Consider the following 16,432-nt stretch of genomic DNA (forward strand, 5'->3'; position numbering starts at 1 on the left):
AAAAAAGGACTACAATCCCTCTAGAGGAATTTCCAGAAAACGAGCGAGTTCCGCTCCTTGATTTTCCAATTCCGAGAGGGACAGAGGATCACCGACGCGAGTTAAAGGGATATCGCGACGCTGTTTAATCCGCAGGAATAGTTCCCGTTTCGGGTTGAGTCCTTCTCGCACCTCGGCCCGCACAGCTTGTACATCTTCCAGGGGCCAATCGAGATCAATGCGACGATTTTTGCCGGGGTAGCCCCAACGAAAGATTTTAACTTTGCCGGTTTCCTTGTTAAACTCGTTGTAACCACCTCCGACATTCCAGAGGAGAGATAACCAGAGATAGATGGCTAAAAGGGTCCCCGCAGTGCCATAAAAGAGGAGGGCGACTCCTTGGGGAATAAATTGTAAGGAACTGGTATCGCTAACGAGAAGTAGATTGACCTTCAAATAACTGGAAAGACCGGCTAGGAGAAACCCTAGACCGCCAATAGAGACGATTACAGCCCAAAAATAGTTACTAGGGCGACGCGCTCCCACTACTTCCTGCCGTAGGATCAGGCTATCTTTACTTGTTGTTTGCGCTTTCATGAATTCTTTTTAAGGTTGCCTAGAGTTATTTTACCAGCTTTTTTCTCGCCACTTCCCCAACCCCGACCTAGGGATACAGCCGTTGATTTTTCTGGATGTACCCATGTTTATCATAATATTTACTTATAGGTGAGTGGGGGAAGTTTAGGCGAAAATTCCCTAATCGTAATTCTCCTCGGCAACAATCATGCGTTAGATTTATTCGTGGTTTCCTTAATTTGTACCCAGTAACGGCACACCAGATACCGCAGAAGACGGTCTAGCTCCCACCCAAGTGCTTTCTAGCACATTTAAGGTAAAGGGGAAATTAAGAATTGTTGCTATTCTACAGCCAAACGTCTAGAATGGTCATTAATTTTTGTGAATGGTCGGGTCTTCTAACCGAAGGCATTGACGAAAAACACATTGTATCTGTCCTAGAGGCACTATGGAAAAGCTTAAGCAATACTGGACTGCTGAAGCACTGGAAAAAGACTTAGGCGATCCTCTCAATCCCGATAACCCTCTATCCTACAAGCGGGTGATCGGGATTGACGAGAGCGAAGAATTTCCCCACGAGGAAATTCGCTGGTTATACGACTGGAAACTCCAACACTACTACATTCCCACGGATTGCGGCGGTGAATTCACCTCTTTTGAGGAATTTGTCGCTTTTGTGCGGGTACTTTCTCGACGGGATCAAACTATCGGCATCGCTTTTACTACCCTATTCTGGTCGTTTTTAAACTGGATGGCGGGAACCCCAGAACAGAAACAGAAGCTCGCCCGTTTTATCATGGATGACTATGGGGCGATGTGTCTGGGTTACTCGGAAAAGGAACACGGTAGCGATCTGATCAATGGTGATCTGACCGCGACGAAGGTGGAAGGAGGTTATATTCTCAATGGGGAGAAATGGCCGATTAACCGGGCGACTATCTCTGGAATTTCCTTTATTTTGGCGAAAACCGATGCTAACGGCGGACCAAAGTGTTTAACCCTATTTATGGTCGATAAACGGCAATTAGACCCCGAAAAATACTATAATTTACCGAAAATATACACCCATGGTGTGCGGGCCTCGGATATGAGTGGCATTGGTTTTAAGGATTGTTTCGTCCCCGATTCCATGCGTTTACGCGAGGAGGGAGACGGTTTAGAATTAGCCCTGAAAGGTTTCCAGATTACCCGAATGTTGTGCGCCGCTTTTTCCCACGGGGCAGCCGATACCGCTTTAAGAACTACCCTCGGTTTTGCCGTTAATCGGGTAATTTATAACAAAACTGTGATGGATTTGCCCCAACCCCGGCGCACTCTCGTGGATGCTTTCCTTGACATCCTTATTTGTGATTGCGAGACGATTCCGGCCGCGAGAGGTTTTCATATTATCCCCGAACAGTTTAGCGTCTGGGCTTCGGTGGTAAAATATTTTGTCACCGTCCGTCTGGAGGAGATGGTTAATAGTGTTTATGTGGTCTTGGGGTCGCGTTTTTATATGCGAGAAGAACACGAATTCGGCATCTTCCAGAAGCTACTGCGGGATAATTCGATTATCAGTATGTTTGACGGCAGTTCGATCGTCAATCTTCATGCTTTAATCCTACAATTGCGTCCTTTAACCAAATATCGGGCTAAACGCAACTCGCGCACCATGTCGGCGTTAAAAACCCGTTTAGAGACGATTTTTAGCCTAGAAAAGTCAGTTCCTCCCTTTGAACCCAATAATTTAGAATTATTTGGCCGGGGAATCGATGATTCCCTACAGGGTTTAGAGATTGCCCTTGATATGCTGGAAGGATTGAAAGATTCTCAGGAGGTGGACCCGGAAGTATTAGAAAATCTATTGATGTTGGGTAATTTAGTTTTAGAGGAACTAAATGCTCACGATGAACAGATTAGTCAATCGAAATTCGAGTATGGTCACGACCAATCACCCGAATTGTTCGAGATTGCCAAGAAATACTGTACTTTACACGCTGCTTCTGCTTGTTTACACACTTGGCTTTATAATCGTTCCATCTTGGGTGAATTTTTTGCCCGGGGGGAATGGTTGGTGTTGAGTTTACACCGATTACTGCGAACTCTGCGGCCGCTGCCTTACACTCTATCCGAGGTGTATGTAGAAAATGTTGCCCAAGAATTGCTGAAATTATATCGAGAAAATCAACATTTTTCGATCGTGCCTTTTCAATTAGCCCCTTCACAAACTACCGAGGAAAAAACCCATGAACTCCAACTCCAATCTTAATAATCTGGTACAAAATTGGTTAGTTAAACAGTTAGCCGATCAGTTATCTTTGGATGCAAAAACGATTAATGTGACTGAACCTTTAACCCGTTATGGTTTAGATTCGATCGATGCGGTAACGATGGTGGGTGATCTAGAAGATTGGGTCGGTCAAGAGTTACCTTCTACCCTTTTCTGGGATCATTCTACTATTGAAAAAGCGTCTCTTTTCCTAGTAGAAAACTACGATCTTTCTAATCTTTCCGGTGAGGAAACCCCCGCAGAAGTTGCTCCCGTCGCTGAAAAAGCTGAACCGGCCGTTAGTGGTGGCAAAGGTTGGAGTTTATTCGGTCGTCGTTAATTTTAGGTGTAGGGTGGGTTAGGCGACGACAATTTATGCTAGGGAAAATTATCTAGTATTCGCCGTAACCCACCTATATTAGTTATCAATTGGCTCTGTTCTCTACTCACCAGTATAGGAATTGCTAAGTACCTAAACAAAATTAATTACCCATTTCTCCGTAAAGCAACAATCGCTGTATTTCTTTTCTGTTGCCCGTTCCGCAGTTCTGGAGTTCCCTCTCACCACTAGGAAATTTATTTTGTACAACTACTTATAAATTGAAATATATAAAAAAGGGCGATCACTTGATCGCCCTTTTCTCCTACTAAATAACAAAAATTAGCGTAAGATATACACCAGTAAAAATAGGATAATCCAGACCACATCGACGAAATGCCAGTATAATTCTGCCGCTTCCACACCAAAGTGAGATTGACTAGAATAGTGGTCTTTTTGACGAGAACGCCAGAGGACAGATAGAATCAGCACTAAACCGAAGGTAACGTGGAGACCGTGGAATCCGGTTAAGGCATAAAAAGCGCTGGTGAAAACATTAGTTGTCAGACCGAATTCAGCGTGATAATATTCGTATCCTTGACCACAAAGGAAGATAATTCCCATCAGGGCAGTAATGCCGAACCACAATTGTAAACCGGCATTATTGTTTTGTTTAATTGCCTTTTGTCCTATGTGCATAACAAAACTACTGGACACCAGAATAATCGTGTTAATTGTCGGTAGGGTTAATTCTAATTCGGGCGTGCCGGCGGGGGGCCAAACGGGTAACATGGTACGGTAGAACAAGAAAGCGGCAAATAAGCCTAAAAAGATGGAACTTTCCGCCACTAGAAACAAAACCACACCGAATAAGCGATGATCTGGGTGGCCATGATGTCCGTGTTCCACCGTTTCCTGATGATAATTGACAGAGAGTTGAGAATCTTCGAGCGTTGAACCTTGCATAATTGAATATCCTTAGTTTACACGGGAGACGGGAAGCTTTTTTTCAGTGTTGCCAAAGGCACGGCGTAGCCGTCCAGTAAACAGTAATTAGTGAACTGAAAACTCACATCTGATAACTGATAACTGATAACTGATTATTGCGATTCGGCGCCCACTTCAGCGAGGAGATCTTGTACTGATTCCGCTGCTTCCGATTCTTCCATATCAATACCGTAATCGTAGGGGCCAGACCAAAGAATCGGCATTTCCTCGAAATTCTCGATAATTGGGGGAGAGGAGGTTTGCCATTCTAGGGTTAAAGCGCGCCAAGGATTACGACCGGCGGGTTGACCTTTAAAGGCACTCCAGACCATATTAATAGCGAAGGGAATACTCGATATACCGAGAATATAAGCTCCTGCGGTACTAAGAACATTTAAATCCTGAAACTGCACATCATACAGAGCAATACGACGGTTCATACCCAATAATCCCAATTCGTGCATCGGCATGAAAGTTAAATTCAAACCGATAAAACTGAGAACAAAGTGGATACGACCGAGAGTCTCGTTATACATCCGTCCGGTCATTTTCGGGAACCAATGGTAAACGGCAGAAAATAGGGCCATTGCCGTACCACCAAATAGTACATAATGGAAGTGACCGACGACAAAATAGGTATCGTGGACGTGGATATCGAAGGGAACAGAAGCCAACATAATCCCGGTCAAACCACCGATGAGGAAAGAAGACAGGAAACCGATCCCAAATAATAAAGACGTATTGAGACTAAGTTTACCCCCCCAAAGAGTGGCACACCAACTAAAGATTTTAATGCCCGTGGGAACGGCGATTAACATAGTTGCCGCCATGAAAAACATCCGTAACCAGCCGGGGGTGCCGCTGGTGAACATATGGTGGGCCCAAACGATTAAACCCAAGAAACAGATGGTGAGACTGGAATAGGCGATCGCTCGATAACCAAAAATCGGTTTACGCGCATGAACTGGTAATATCTCCGATATCGTGCCGAAAAAGGGCAAAATCATGATATAAACAGCAGGATGGGAGTAAAACCAGAACATATGCTGATAAACCACCGGATCGCCGCCGCCGGCGGGGTTAAAAAAGCTCGTGCCAGCGATTAAATCAAAGGATAAGAGAACGAGAGCAGAAGCGAGAACGGGGGTGGAAAGCAGTACCAGAGTCGAGGTGGCCAGCATTGCCCAACAAAATAGCGGCATACTGTACAAATCCATCTCAGGAATCCGCATTTTCAGGATCGTGGTGATGAAATTAATCGAGCCTAAAATCGAAGAAGTCCCGATCAATAAAAGGCTCAAAATCCACAATTCTTCGCCCCATTTGCCGCTAATTAAGCTTAAAGGTGGGTAGGAAGTCCAACCGGACTGGGGTGCGCCGACAAAGAAACTGGATAATAATAGCAGCCCGCCGGGGGGATTAAGCCAGAAAGCCACAGCGTTAAGACGAGGAAAAGCCATATCTTCCGCCCCAATCATCAGGGGAATGAGATAATTGGCAAAACCTGCCCCAACCGGAACGATCCAAAGAAAGATCATGATCGTTCCGTGCATGGTCATGAATTGGTTATATAGTTCCGGGGAGACAAAATCGGGGTCGGGAGTGGCTAATTCTGTCCGCAGCACTTCCGCGAAAGCACCGCCAATAAAGAAGAAAAGAAAGGCAGTCACCAGATATTGAATCCCGATGACTTTATGATCGGTGCAGAAAGTAAAGTAATCGGTCCACTTGCGGTGATGGATCACCTCGGGAACGGTTGCTGGGGTGGTTATTTCCGTTGATGCTGTCATAATACCAAGATTTTAGATGACAAGAAAAATTACATTTGCTACTGATGGGCAACTTGGGCGAGGATTTCAGCGTCGATGCCCATTTCTTCGGTGTAGGGGGTCAAATATTGACTATCAGAGCGATCTTTAGTGGTCATGGCTACAGTTCGATCGCTGTCAACTTCGGCGATCGTGTTATCCTGCACCCATTGGTCGTAATCGGCTTGGGAGTGAACTACAAAGCTAGATTTCATGCCGCCGTGATAGGCCCCGCAAAGTTCCGCACAAATGATCGGATATTGACCAATTTGGTTGGATGTGAACGATAACACCGTTTCCTGTCCGGGGATAACGTCCTGTTTTAGACGCAATTGGGGAACCCAGAAAGCATGGATCACATCTCCCGCTTCCATATTCAGTTGCACGGGACGATTGACGGGAGCGTGCAGTTCTCCGGAAACAATGCCAGTTTCGGGATAGGTGAAGATCCAAGCGTATTGAATGCCTTTAACATTGACCACTAGGGGGGGAACTCCTTCACCATCGTAGGAATTGCCGATACCTAGGGCTACCCTGCGATCGCCGCCCAGGGCCATCATCGTGCCGTGGTGATGACCGTGGTGGGCGATTTCTCCTTTGCCACCCTTGGAAATCAAGGGATCGAGACCGCCGATATTGTTATAAATCTCGAAGCTATAGACGGCAAGGATAAAAACGATTACCGTCGGGATGGCTGTCCAGAAGATTTCTAGGGGGACATTGCCCTCCACTGCCGGCCCGTCGGTTTGATCCCCCGGTTTACGGCGAAAGCGAATCACTATATAGATAATCACGCCTTCAACTATTAAAAATAGTCCCGTGGCGAGGGTCATCATCAGATTAAAGATATTATCTATCTCCTGAGCATCTTCGGAAGCGGCCACAGGCATTAAGCCATGATTTTGGCCATACCAGAGACTAATTAAGGTCAAGGCGATCCCGAATACGAGCGTCAGGATACTGCTGGGAATTTTCACGGTCTTTTCAATATTTTTAATAGTGGCTACTTATTCAAGGCTAAAACATGATTCCCCTATAGATGGGAAATTTAACCAGCATCTTCTGAGAATTTTATCTTTTCTTTGGGATCGTTTTCGGGGAAAGTATTTTAAATAACTAATTTTTATGTTTTATTCTGAGTTTATGTAAACAAATGTAACGGAAATGACCAGAAATCTAAAGAATATCTAAAAGGTTTTACTGGTCGTAAAAAAACTCATTCACAGTGATAACTAACTGGCAAACAAAGCCATGATCTTTGATGACAGACTCCTTGAGAACAGGCAAACCGATGACCGAATCTGTTTTTAACCCGACACCCCTAAGAGAAACTGGCCATATTCAGGTGTGGATGCGCCGCTTAGTCTGGAAAATTGCGATCGCTACTTTCGCCCTCATGGTGGTGGGTGCTGCCACCAGAGTTATGAACGCCGGTTTAGCTTGTCCCGATTGGCCTCTGTGTTACGGTCAATGGATTCCCAGTCAGCAGATGAATCTACAGGTATTTCTGGAGTGGTTTCATCGTCTCGATGCCTCTTTGATCGGGTTTAGCACGATCGCTCTCGTCGGTCTGTCTTGGTGGTATCGTCGCCATCTTCCCCCTTGGCTGTTGCCCTCGGCGATCGCTGCCTTGGCTTTAATTCTCCTGCAAGGAGTCCTGGGAGGATTAACCGTCACCCAATTACTGCGATTTGACATCGTAACCGCCCATTTAGCCACAGCTTTGCTCTTTTTTGCCACCTTAATCGTCATTGCTATCGGTCTGACTCCCTACCGTGGCACAGGTGCGGTCGGGAAACTAACTTGGATGGGAATGGTCGCCACCGGTCTAGTTTATCTGCAATGTCTACTCGGCGGTCTCGTCGGTTCCCGTTGGGCTGCCCATCAGTGTTTAACGGTTTCCCAACTCTGCACCGTGATGAATAGCCACATTATCGGGGTTTTTCCCGCCACTATCTCGGTTTTAACCCTAGTTTTCTTCGCTTGGCGAACTGCCGCTATCCATCCTCTCCTTAAAAAACTAGCTTTTAGCGCCGGGGGATTAGTCGCCCTACAGGTGTTTTTGGGCGTTGCCACCCTGAAACTGCATCTCCAGGTGGAACCCTTAACCATTACCCACCACAGCATCGGTGCGCTATTGGTGGCAACCCTCGTCGCTTTTACCACTTTTGCCCTTCGCGATCGTTCTTTCGCACCTATAAGCCATCTCTAAGGATTTAATCACGATGACTGGAACTCAAGCCCTTCGCCACCACGATAATTTTTTACAAGTCGCTAAAAGTTATTATCAACTCACCAAACCGCGAATTATTCCTCTACTGCTGATTACTACAGCCGCTTCTATGGAAATCGCCTCTAAAGGTCAGGTTTCCCCCCTCTTACTCTTTCTTACTCTCCTCGGTGGCACTCTCGCCGCCGCCGCCGCTCAAACCTTAAACTGCATCTATGATCGCGACATCGATCACACCATGCTTCGTACTCGCGCCCGTCCGATCCCCTCCGGTCGCGTGCAACCCCTCCACGCCCTCATTTTTGCCCTCGTTTTAGCCTCTCTTTCCCTAGCACTTTTTGTCTTTTTTGTCAATACTTTGAGCGGATTTTTAGCAATGACCGGCATCGCATTTTATATGCTGATTTATACCCATCTGCTCAAGCGTCATAGTATCCAAAATATTGTTATCGGTGGCGCGGCTGGCTCGATTCCTCCCCTCGTCGGTTGGGCGGCAGTAACGGGCGATCTCGGTTGGATTCCCTGGATTTTATTCGCAATTATTTTCCTCTGGACTCCTCCCCATTTTTGGGCTTTAGCTTTAATGATCAAGGATGATTATGCAGAAGTGGATATCCCGATGATGCCCGTAGTTAAAGGAGAAGAAGCCACTAGCGAGCAGATTTGGCTCTATACTTTAATCGTCGTTCCTTTCACTTTCCTCCTGATTTATCCCTTGGCTGCCTGTGGTGTGGTTTATGGTGTAGCGGCTTTAATTTTAGGGTTTGTTTTCCTGAAAAAAGCTTGGCGATTAAAACAGAATCCTTTTGATCGGGACATGGCTCGATCGCTGTTTAAATATTCCATTCTTTACATGATGTTATTATGTACAGCTATGGTGATCGATAGTTTACCCATGACCTCTCGTCTCCTCGCTACAATTGCCAGTTTATTCTCCTGTAGTTAATCTCAGTTATCAGTTATCAGTTATCAGTTATCAGTTATCAGATGTGAGTTTTCAGTTCACTGATTACTGTTTACTGAAAAACCCCATCTCCCCAATTCATAATTCATAATTCATAATTCATAATTCATAATTCTCCCATCTCCCCAATTCCCAATTCATAATTCATAATTCATAATTCTCCCATCTCCCCAATTCCCAATTCATAATTCATAATTCATCATTCATAATTACCCCCGACTACTGATTGCGACTGAGGGAGTTAATTCGCTCGATTAGTTGGGCTAAGATTTCTTGTAATTGTCGATCTTGATGCTGGGAAAGATTGATTTTATCACAGCTATAAATAACGGTGGTGTGATCTTTGCCGCCAAATTCTTCGCCAATGCGCGGTAAGCTTAAATCCGTGTGTTGACGCATCAAATACATTCCAATCTGTCGGGCAAAACTAATTTCTCGTCGGCGGGAATTTCCTTTTAGATCGGCGATCGAGAGTTGAAACTTTTCCGCTACTACCGCCATAATAATCTCAGGAGAAGTGGCAATTTTGGCCATTGGTGGATTTAAAACCGGCGCGATATTTTCTACCGTCATCGGCAATCCGGAGATAGAAATATAAGTAGTAGCCCGGATTAATGCCCCCTCTAATTCGCGAATATTAGAAGTATAATTAACGGCAATATATTCGATAACTTCTCTTGGGAGACGCAGATTTTCGTACTCGGCCTTTTTTTGTAAAATTGCCATGCGAGTTTCGATATCCGGTGCTTGGATATCGGCGACTAATCCCATAGAAAAGCGAGAAATTAAACGATCCTGTAAACTGGGCATCTGTTTGGGCAGGCGATCGGAGGCTAAAACTACCTGTTTTCCCGCTTCGTGCAGGGTATTAAAGGTATGAAAAAATTCTTCTTGAGTGTATTCTTTTCCTTCAATAAATTGCAGATCATCCACTAATAATATATCGGCATGGCGATAATGATTACGAAAACTTTCCATACTATCTTGACGGATAGCGGTGATTAAATCATTAGTAAATTGTTCCGTCGATACATAAAAAACCCTAGATTGAGGATATAATTCTAGACGATAATGACCGATCGCTTGCATTAAATGGGTTTTACCTAATCCCACACCACCACAGAGAAAAAGCGGGTTAAATTCCCTCCCGGGTAATTCCGCCACCGCTAAAGCAGCCGCGTGGGCCATACGATTGGTTGGACCGACAACAAAACGGGAAAAATTATATTTAGGGTTAAGTTGATTACTGGGGGATAATTCTGATTCTAAGCTAGTGTTGGGCTGGAAAATAGCGATCGAATCGCCCTGTTGTGCCGTTAGTTGAATCTCGACGGGATAACCGACGATATCCTCGACCACTTCAGCAATTGTTGACAGATAATTTTTCTGAAGATGGTTAAGAATAAAAGGATTGGCAGCCTGAATTACTAAGCGATCGTTTTGCCATTCTTTAACCGTCGCCGTTTGAAACCAAGTCTCGAAAGCGGGACGGGTTAATAGTAATTTTAGACGCTCTAGGAGATTATGCCAAAGTTGTTGGGCGCTGCTATCCACGATTAATTTTGATTAACAAAGTTGCTCTAGTGCTGCTGCGGGGAAACCTTATCAGTTTAGCGAGATTTTGCCGTTGACGATAAAATAATTTTCAGAGGAAAACAATTAATCTTTAGACAGATGACGCAAGTTTTAACAATCACCCAATTAGGAAATCCAATTCTAGAGCAAAAAGCAGCAGCGATCGATAATCTTCTCGATGCTGACTGTCAAAATTTGATCGATTCCCTGATTACCACCGTACAAGCTGCCCACGGGGTAGGAATTGCCGCGCCCCAAGTTGCTCGATCTCTGCGTCTGTTTATCGTTGCTTCTCACCCCAATCCTCGTTATCCCGACGCTCCGATCATGCAGGCCACTGCCATGATTAATCCTCGCATTTTGCAGGTGAGCGAGGAAATGGTCAAGGGTTGGGAAGGTTGTCTCAGTGTCCCCAATTGGCGCGGTTTTGTCCCCCGTCATCAGTGGATTGAGGTGGCCTATTATGATCGCAATGGTCGGGAAATCCGTCAAGTTTTCAGGGATTTTGTCGCGCGCATCTTTCAACACGAATACGATCATCTGGAAGGAATCCTCTTTCTCGATCGCCTTGCTTCTCCGGCGGATTTATACTCGGAGGAAGAATACCATAAAATCAGGAATATTGCTGAATATAAGCGATAAAATCGCAAAATCTGCCTATCTCTTCAAAATAAGTTAAATAACTCAACGGGAATATTTTATCTGGCGACAAAATTTTTGTTGGTAAATCTAAATTTTTTGTTAAAATGATAACGATTATCATTCTAGGAAGCCCAAGATAGCAAACAAACGAACTACTTGACAAGATAGACTAATTATGTAGTAGAACCCTGCCTGCCCTCAATATTTCCGCACCGGAGATAACCCCACAGATGAGGGAATAACCCGATAGCTTTCATTAGTTATCGTCTAGATGCCCAGAAAAATAAATACTCTAGCAAAGGGTATTTATTGACATTGGTAACATCAGAAAACTTTGCCGATCAATTAACTATTGGAGTCCGTAAAAATATCTATGACCTTAGCTAAATCCAAAGCAATTTTCGACAATGATGACTACAATCACTTTCCCGAAGTGATTACCGAACCTAAATCGCCGGTATCGGAAGCCGAGATGATGCAAGCGGTAAGAACACTGCTGTTAGGATTAGGAGAAGATCCCGATCGCGAAGGTTTACGAGACACTCCCAAACGAGTAGTAAAAGCCCTAAAATTTCTCACTTCTGGTTATCAGCAATCCCTGGATGAATTGCTGAATGGGGCAGTTTTTCACGAGGATGCTAACGAGATGGTTTTAATCCGAGACATCGATATTTTTAGCTCCTGTGAACACCATATTTTACCAATTATCGGCCGCGCTCATGTTGCCTATATTCCTAACGGGAAAGTGATCGGTTTATCGAAAATTGCCCGCATCTGTGAAATGTACGCCAGACGACTGCAAGTACAGGAACGTTTAACCGCACAAATTGCCGATGCTTTGCAAGGATTACTACAACCTCAAGGGGTAGCTGTGGTGATTGAAGCGACTCATATGTGTATGGTAATGCGCGGGGTTGAAAAACCCGGTTCTTGGACTTCTACGAGTGCCGTGCGCGGTATTTTTGCCGATTCTGCTAAGACTCGTCAAGAGTTTATGAGTTTGATTCGTCATAGTCCCGATTTTCACTAATTAGTCAGGGGGATCAGGATTATTTGATCGTCCTATCCCCGGTTTTTGCCTAGGTAAAAAACTAGAGCAAAACCAGCTATTTACTGTTTACTTTTTATTTTTAACTCGCTGTTATCATGCTGATTCGTCCCCGTCGTCTTCGTTATAATCCAGCGATTCGCCGTCTTGTTCGTGAAACTGAATTAACCGTTAATGACTTGATTTATCCCCTCTTTATCATGGAGGGAGAAAATCAAAAGGTGGCTATTCCTTCTATGCCCGATTGTTATCGTTATTCCCTCGATTTATTGCTCAAAGAAGTAGTTAATGCTTATAATTTAGGCATTAATGCCATCGCTCTTTTCCCCCTGATTGCCGAAGATAAAAAAGATAATTGCGGCAGAGAAAGTTATAATCCCGATGGTTTAGTGCCAAGGGCAGTGAAAGCGATCAAAAAAGAAGTCCCTGAAATAATTATTATCACCGATGTAGCCCTCGATCCTTTTTCGATTTATGGTCATGATGGTATTGTGGAGGACGGGAAAATTCTCAACGATGAAACCCTAGAAGTTTTAGTGAAAATGTCGCTCTCGCAAGCGGCGGCCGGGGCTAATTTCGTCGCTCCTTCCGATATGATGGATGGTAGGGTTGGGGCGATCCGTCGAGCTTTAGATGCGGCTGGCTATTTAGATGTGGGAATTCTCGCTTATACGGCTAAATATGCCTCTGCTTATTATGGTCCCTTCCGAGATGCTTTAGAATCAGCGCCAAAATTTGGTGATAAGAAAACCTATCAAATGGATGGGGCTAATAGTCGGGAAGCCTTACGGGAAGCCAGTTTAGATATAACAGAAGGGGCAGATATTATTATGGTTAAGCCCGCTCTGGCCTACCTCGATATTATCCGTCGTCTGCGCGATAGTAGCCATCTTCCCGTTGCCGCTTACAATGTTAGTGGTGAATACGCAATGATTAAAGCGGCGGCAAAACAGGGCTGGATTGACGAAAAAAGCCTGATTTTGGAAACTTTAACCAGTATGAAACGAGCGGGGGCCGATTTGATTTTGACCTATTTTGCTCTCGATGTGGCATTAATGAAACAGGAAAGCCGATTTTAGGGTTTTTGCCAGCGAAATTGATAGACATTATCCTGCGCTCCCCATACCTGCCGACCAAGGCTATCATAACCTCGATCGCTGGTATCCATGCCCTGGGAATGTAGAATAATTGTATTAGTTATTTTCACCGCACCTCTGGCATTAGTGGGACAACCCTGGGGGGGAGTTTCTCCCCGATAACCCCCCGCTATCGGTTTTAAAAACACAGTACACACCGACTCGGCCAAATCTGATACATTTAATTTTCTTTCTGTCAAGTCTTTGTTACAAAAATTAATAAAGTTAGGGGCATTATTTAACTTATAAGCTTTTGATTCCACAGTGGAATTATCGGGGCTAGGTTGAATGACTAAAATTCTTTGACGATAGGGTTGATTTAAGCGATCGATAATCGCCTGTTCCTGATAAAGATAAATACTATCCTGTTTCGGGGAAAAATTCACGGCACAGGTGGTCATTTGCACCTTAGCAATGCGCGGGTTAGTCTGCGCTTGTTGCGTCGTATCCATGACCCCAATTAAATGATTAGCCACCCCTTGCACTTGCGGATTAAGGAGTAAAGATTGAGTGAGAAAAAATCCTAGGGCGATCGAAGTTTTCAGCATGAGCAGAGGCTTGATTCTAGGTTAGTCTCTAATTAGCTTAAACTAATAAGCAGCAAGAGCAAAAATACCCCTTTTCCCATGGCTAATCATCTGGCTGAATCTGAAAGTCTTTACCTGCGAAAACACGCCGAAAACCCGATCGATTGGTGGTATTGGTGTGACAGCGCCCTAGAAATTGCCAGGAGAGAAGATAAACCGATCTTTCTCTCGATCGGTTATTCTAGCTGTCATTGGTGTACGGTTATGGAAGGAGAAGCTTTTTCCGATCGGGCCATTGCCGATTATCTCAATCAGTATTTTTTGCCGATCAAAGTTGATCGCGAGGAAAGACCGGACATCGATAGTATCTATATGCAAGCATTGCAGATGATGGTCGGTCAAGGGGGTTGGCCGCTGAATGTATTCCTAACACCCGATAGTTTAATTCCCTTCTATGGTGGCACCTATTTTCCCGTGCAACCGCGTTTTAACCGGCCCGGTTTTCTGCAAGTGTTGCAATCGGTACGTCGTTATTATGACGAGGAAAAGGAGAAATTAAGCAAATTTACGGCCGAAATGCTGGGCGCACTGCGTCAATCGGCTATTTTACCGCGAGCAGAGACCAATTTAGCCGAACCTTCCCTTTTAGCCACAGGAATCGAGACAAATACGGCAGTGATTCGGGTTAATCCCAATAATTACGGTCGGCCCAGTTTTCCGATGATTCCCTATTCTCATCTGGCTTTGCAGGGCGGTCGCTTTGGTGACGATTTTGAGGATTCCCTCCGGCAAGCGGCCTATCAACGGGGGGAAGATCTGGCCCTAGGGGGAATCTATGACCATGTGGGGGGAGGATTCCATCGTTATACGGTGGATTCGACATGGACAGTTCCCCATTTTGAAAAAATGCTCTACGATAACGGGCAAATTGTCGAATATTTAGCCAATTTGTGGAGTGCGGGTGATCGAGAAGCGGCCTTTGAGAGAGGGATTAAAGGCACGGTTAACTGGCTAAAACGGGAAATGACCGCCCCAGAAGGTTATTTTTATGCGGCCCAAGATGCCGATAGTTTTGAGAAGGCCACGGATGGGGAACCGGAGGAAGGGGCCTTTTATGTCTGGTCGGATCGGTCGTTAAGGGATTATCTCTCGACCGAGGAATTGGGGCTGCTGCAGGCTAATTTTACCGTTACTGCCGAGGGGAATTTTGAGGGTCGTAATGTGCTGCAACGTCGGCAAGGGGGAGAATTAGGGAAGGAGATAGAAAATATCCTCGATAAGTTATTTATTCGGCGTTATGGCAGTTCTCAAGCCCAATTAGCTCTTTTTCCCCCGGCCAGAGACAATCAAGAGGCGAAAAACGTCTCTTGGCCGGGACGGATTCCGGCGGTAACGGATACGAAAATGATCGTCGCTTGGAATAGTTTGATGATTTCCGGTTTAGCCCGGGCTTTTGCCGTCTTTAGCGAACCTTTGTACTGGCAAATGGCTACGGTCGCGGCCGAGTTTATTCTCCAGCATCAGTGGTTAGATGGACGTTTTCAGCGCTTGAATTATCAGGGTCAGGCCTCGGTTTTGGCCCAATCGGAGGATTTTGCCTATTTTATTAAGGCTTTACTGGACTTGCAAACGGCTAATCCCCAAGAAACTCGCTGGTTAGAGGCGGCTATCGATCTACAAGGGGAATTTGATCGCTGGTTTTGGGCCGAGGATGAGGGGGGATATTTTAATACTGCTTCCGATCATAGTCTCGATCTGATCGTGCGAGAACGGGGTTATACGGATAATGCCACCCCTTCGGCCAACGGAATTGCGATCGCTAATTTATTGCGTCTGTCGCGATTGACGGAAAATCTAGAATATCTCGATCGGGCCGAAAAGGCCTTGCAATCTTTTAGTACCATCCTCGAAGAGTCCCCCACCGCTTGCCCCAGTTTATTTGTCGCCCTCGATCACTATCTTCACGGTTTCTGTCTGCGGGCCCCAGAAAGCTCGATCGAGCCGCTGTTAAGTCGCTATTTACCCACTGCGGTGTATCGAGTCGATGACAGTTTGCCCCCTAGCACATTTGGGTTAATTTGTCAAGGGTTATGCTGCCTTGAACCGGCGGAAAATTTAGAACAGTTGGACCGACAAATTGCTGGGGTGATGGTGGGTCCGTCAATACTACTCGGTTAAGGTTTTTTCTCTCTGCTCCCCACTCTCCTAGGAAATAGGCTCTGGTGTTTGGCTTTCGTTGGCAACTTCTAACCAGGGTTTGCTGAATAAATCTAAAAACCTTGTTGGATAGGGTTTTTAGACTTGTTTTCCCTCAAAAAGTGCCGACCTTTGGAGTGATTGGGGGGAAAATTCAGGTACTTTTTCCCTGAAAATTAGGTAATTGACCCCCTGAA

14 protein-coding genes are annotated in these 16,432 nt (G+C 45.1%); 8 read left to right on the plus strand and 6 right to left on the minus strand.

Going from position 1 to position 16,432, the window contains the following annotated elements; translation table 11 throughout:
• Positions 1-9: 9 nt before the first annotated feature.
• Positions 10-576 (minus strand): photosystem I assembly protein Ycf4, encoded by a 567-nt coding sequence (locus tag IM450_RS04255; protein ID WP_004163876.1) that lies wholly within the window; start codon positions 574-576, stop codon positions 10-12.
• Between the two features lie 427 nt (positions 577-1,003).
• Between IM450_RS04255 and IM450_RS04260 the strand changes: the two genes are divergently transcribed.
• Together IM450_RS04260 and IM450_RS04265 are read left to right on the plus strand one after the other, a co-directional pair.
• Positions 1,004-2,803 (plus strand): acyl-CoA dehydrogenase family protein, encoded by a 1,800-nt coding sequence (locus tag IM450_RS04260; protein ID WP_287670683.1) that lies wholly within the window; start codon positions 1,004-1,006, stop codon positions 2,801-2,803.
• Complete coding sequence (locus IM450_RS04265; protein ID WP_004163872.1) at positions 2,781-3,143, plus strand: acyl carrier protein; 363 nt, start codon at positions 2,781-2,783, stop codon at positions 3,141-3,143. Before IM450_RS04260 ends, IM450_RS04265 begins: the two co-directional genes overlap by 23 nt.
• A 321-nt stretch (positions 3,144-3,464) precedes the next feature.
• Here IM450_RS04265 and IM450_RS04270 read toward each other — a convergent pair whose 3' ends face one another.
• From IM450_RS04270 to IM450_RS04280, 3 genes are all read right to left on the minus strand, one after another.
• Positions 3,465-4,088, minus strand: coding sequence for a cytochrome c oxidase subunit 3 (locus IM450_RS04270; RefSeq protein WP_002738397.1), 624 nt, complete (start codon positions 4,086-4,088; stop codon positions 3,465-3,467).
• A gap of 134 nt (positions 4,089-4,222) precedes the next feature.
• Positions 4,223-5,899 (minus strand): cytochrome c oxidase subunit I, encoded by a 1,677-nt coding sequence (gene ctaD, locus IM450_RS04275; protein ID WP_287670685.1) that lies wholly within the window; start codon positions 5,897-5,899, stop codon positions 4,223-4,225.
• Positions 5,900-5,937: 38 nt separating this feature from the next.
• The gene (locus IM450_RS04280) at positions 5,938-6,894 is read right to left on the minus strand and encodes a cytochrome c oxidase subunit II (protein ID WP_287670687.1); all 957 of its coding nucleotides are present in this window, start codon (positions 6,892-6,894) and stop codon (positions 5,938-5,940) included.
• A gap of 314 nt (positions 6,895-7,208) precedes the next feature.
• Here IM450_RS04280 and IM450_RS04285 point away from each other — a divergent pair, with 314 nt between their 5' ends.
• On the plus strand, positions 7,209-8,129 hold the full coding sequence (locus IM450_RS04285; protein ID WP_004163865.1) for a COX15/CtaA family protein: 921 nt from the start codon (positions 7,209-7,211) through the stop codon (positions 8,127-8,129).
• 13 nt (positions 8,130-8,142) lie between these two features.
• Positions 8,143-9,093: a heme o synthase gene (locus tag IM450_RS04290; RefSeq protein WP_287670690.1), complete on the plus strand. Its 951-nt coding sequence runs from the start codon at positions 8,143-8,145 to the stop codon at positions 9,091-9,093.
• 237 nt (positions 9,094-9,330) lie between these two features.
• On the opposite strand, the gene dnaA is transcribed toward IM450_RS04290, so the two are convergent.
• Positions 9,331-10,665 carry a chromosomal replication initiator protein DnaA gene (gene dnaA, locus IM450_RS04295; protein WP_004163862.1) on the minus strand — a complete coding sequence of 445 codons (1,335 nt, stop codon included), beginning with the start codon at positions 10,663-10,665 and terminating at the stop codon, positions 9,331-9,333.
• 120 nt (positions 10,666-10,785) lie between these two features.
• Here dnaA and def point away from each other — a divergent pair, with 120 nt between their 5' ends.
• From def to hemB, 3 genes are all read left to right on the plus strand, one after another.
• Complete coding sequence (def, locus tag IM450_RS04300; protein ID WP_194015178.1) at positions 10,786-11,328, plus strand: peptide deformylase; 543 nt, start codon at positions 10,786-10,788, stop codon at positions 11,326-11,328.
• Between the two features lie 373 nt (positions 11,329-11,701).
• A complete protein-coding gene (gene folE, locus IM450_RS04305) occupies positions 11,702-12,358 on the plus strand; it encodes a GTP cyclohydrolase I FolE (protein ID WP_002752393.1) in 657 nt (218 codons plus the stop codon).
• A gap of 116 nt (positions 12,359-12,474) precedes the next feature.
• On the plus strand, positions 12,475-13,455 hold the full coding sequence (gene hemB / locus IM450_RS04310; protein WP_287670692.1) for a porphobilinogen synthase: 981 nt from the start codon (positions 12,475-12,477) through the stop codon (positions 13,453-13,455).
• On the opposite strand, the gene IM450_RS04315 is transcribed toward hemB, so the two are convergent.
• Positions 13,452-14,060: a chromophore lyase CpcT/CpeT gene (locus tag IM450_RS04315; RefSeq protein WP_287670694.1), complete on the minus strand. Its 609-nt coding sequence runs from the start codon at positions 14,058-14,060 to the stop codon at positions 13,452-13,454. The two genes, hemB and IM450_RS04315, sit on opposite strands and share 4 nt — an antisense overlap.
• 78 nt (positions 14,061-14,138) lie before the next feature.
• Between IM450_RS04315 and IM450_RS04320 the strand changes: the two genes are divergently transcribed.
• Positions 14,139-16,217 (plus strand): thioredoxin domain-containing protein, encoded by a 2,079-nt coding sequence (locus IM450_RS04320; protein ID WP_287670696.1) that lies wholly within the window; start codon positions 14,139-14,141, stop codon positions 16,215-16,217.
• Positions 16,218-16,432 lie beyond the last annotated feature (215 nt).

Origin of the sequence: Microcystis sp. M083S1 (assembly GCF_020246405.1) — a bacterium.
Taxonomy (GTDB): domain Bacteria; phylum Cyanobacteriota; class Cyanobacteriia; order Cyanobacteriales; family Microcystaceae; genus Microcystis; species Microcystis aeruginosa_C.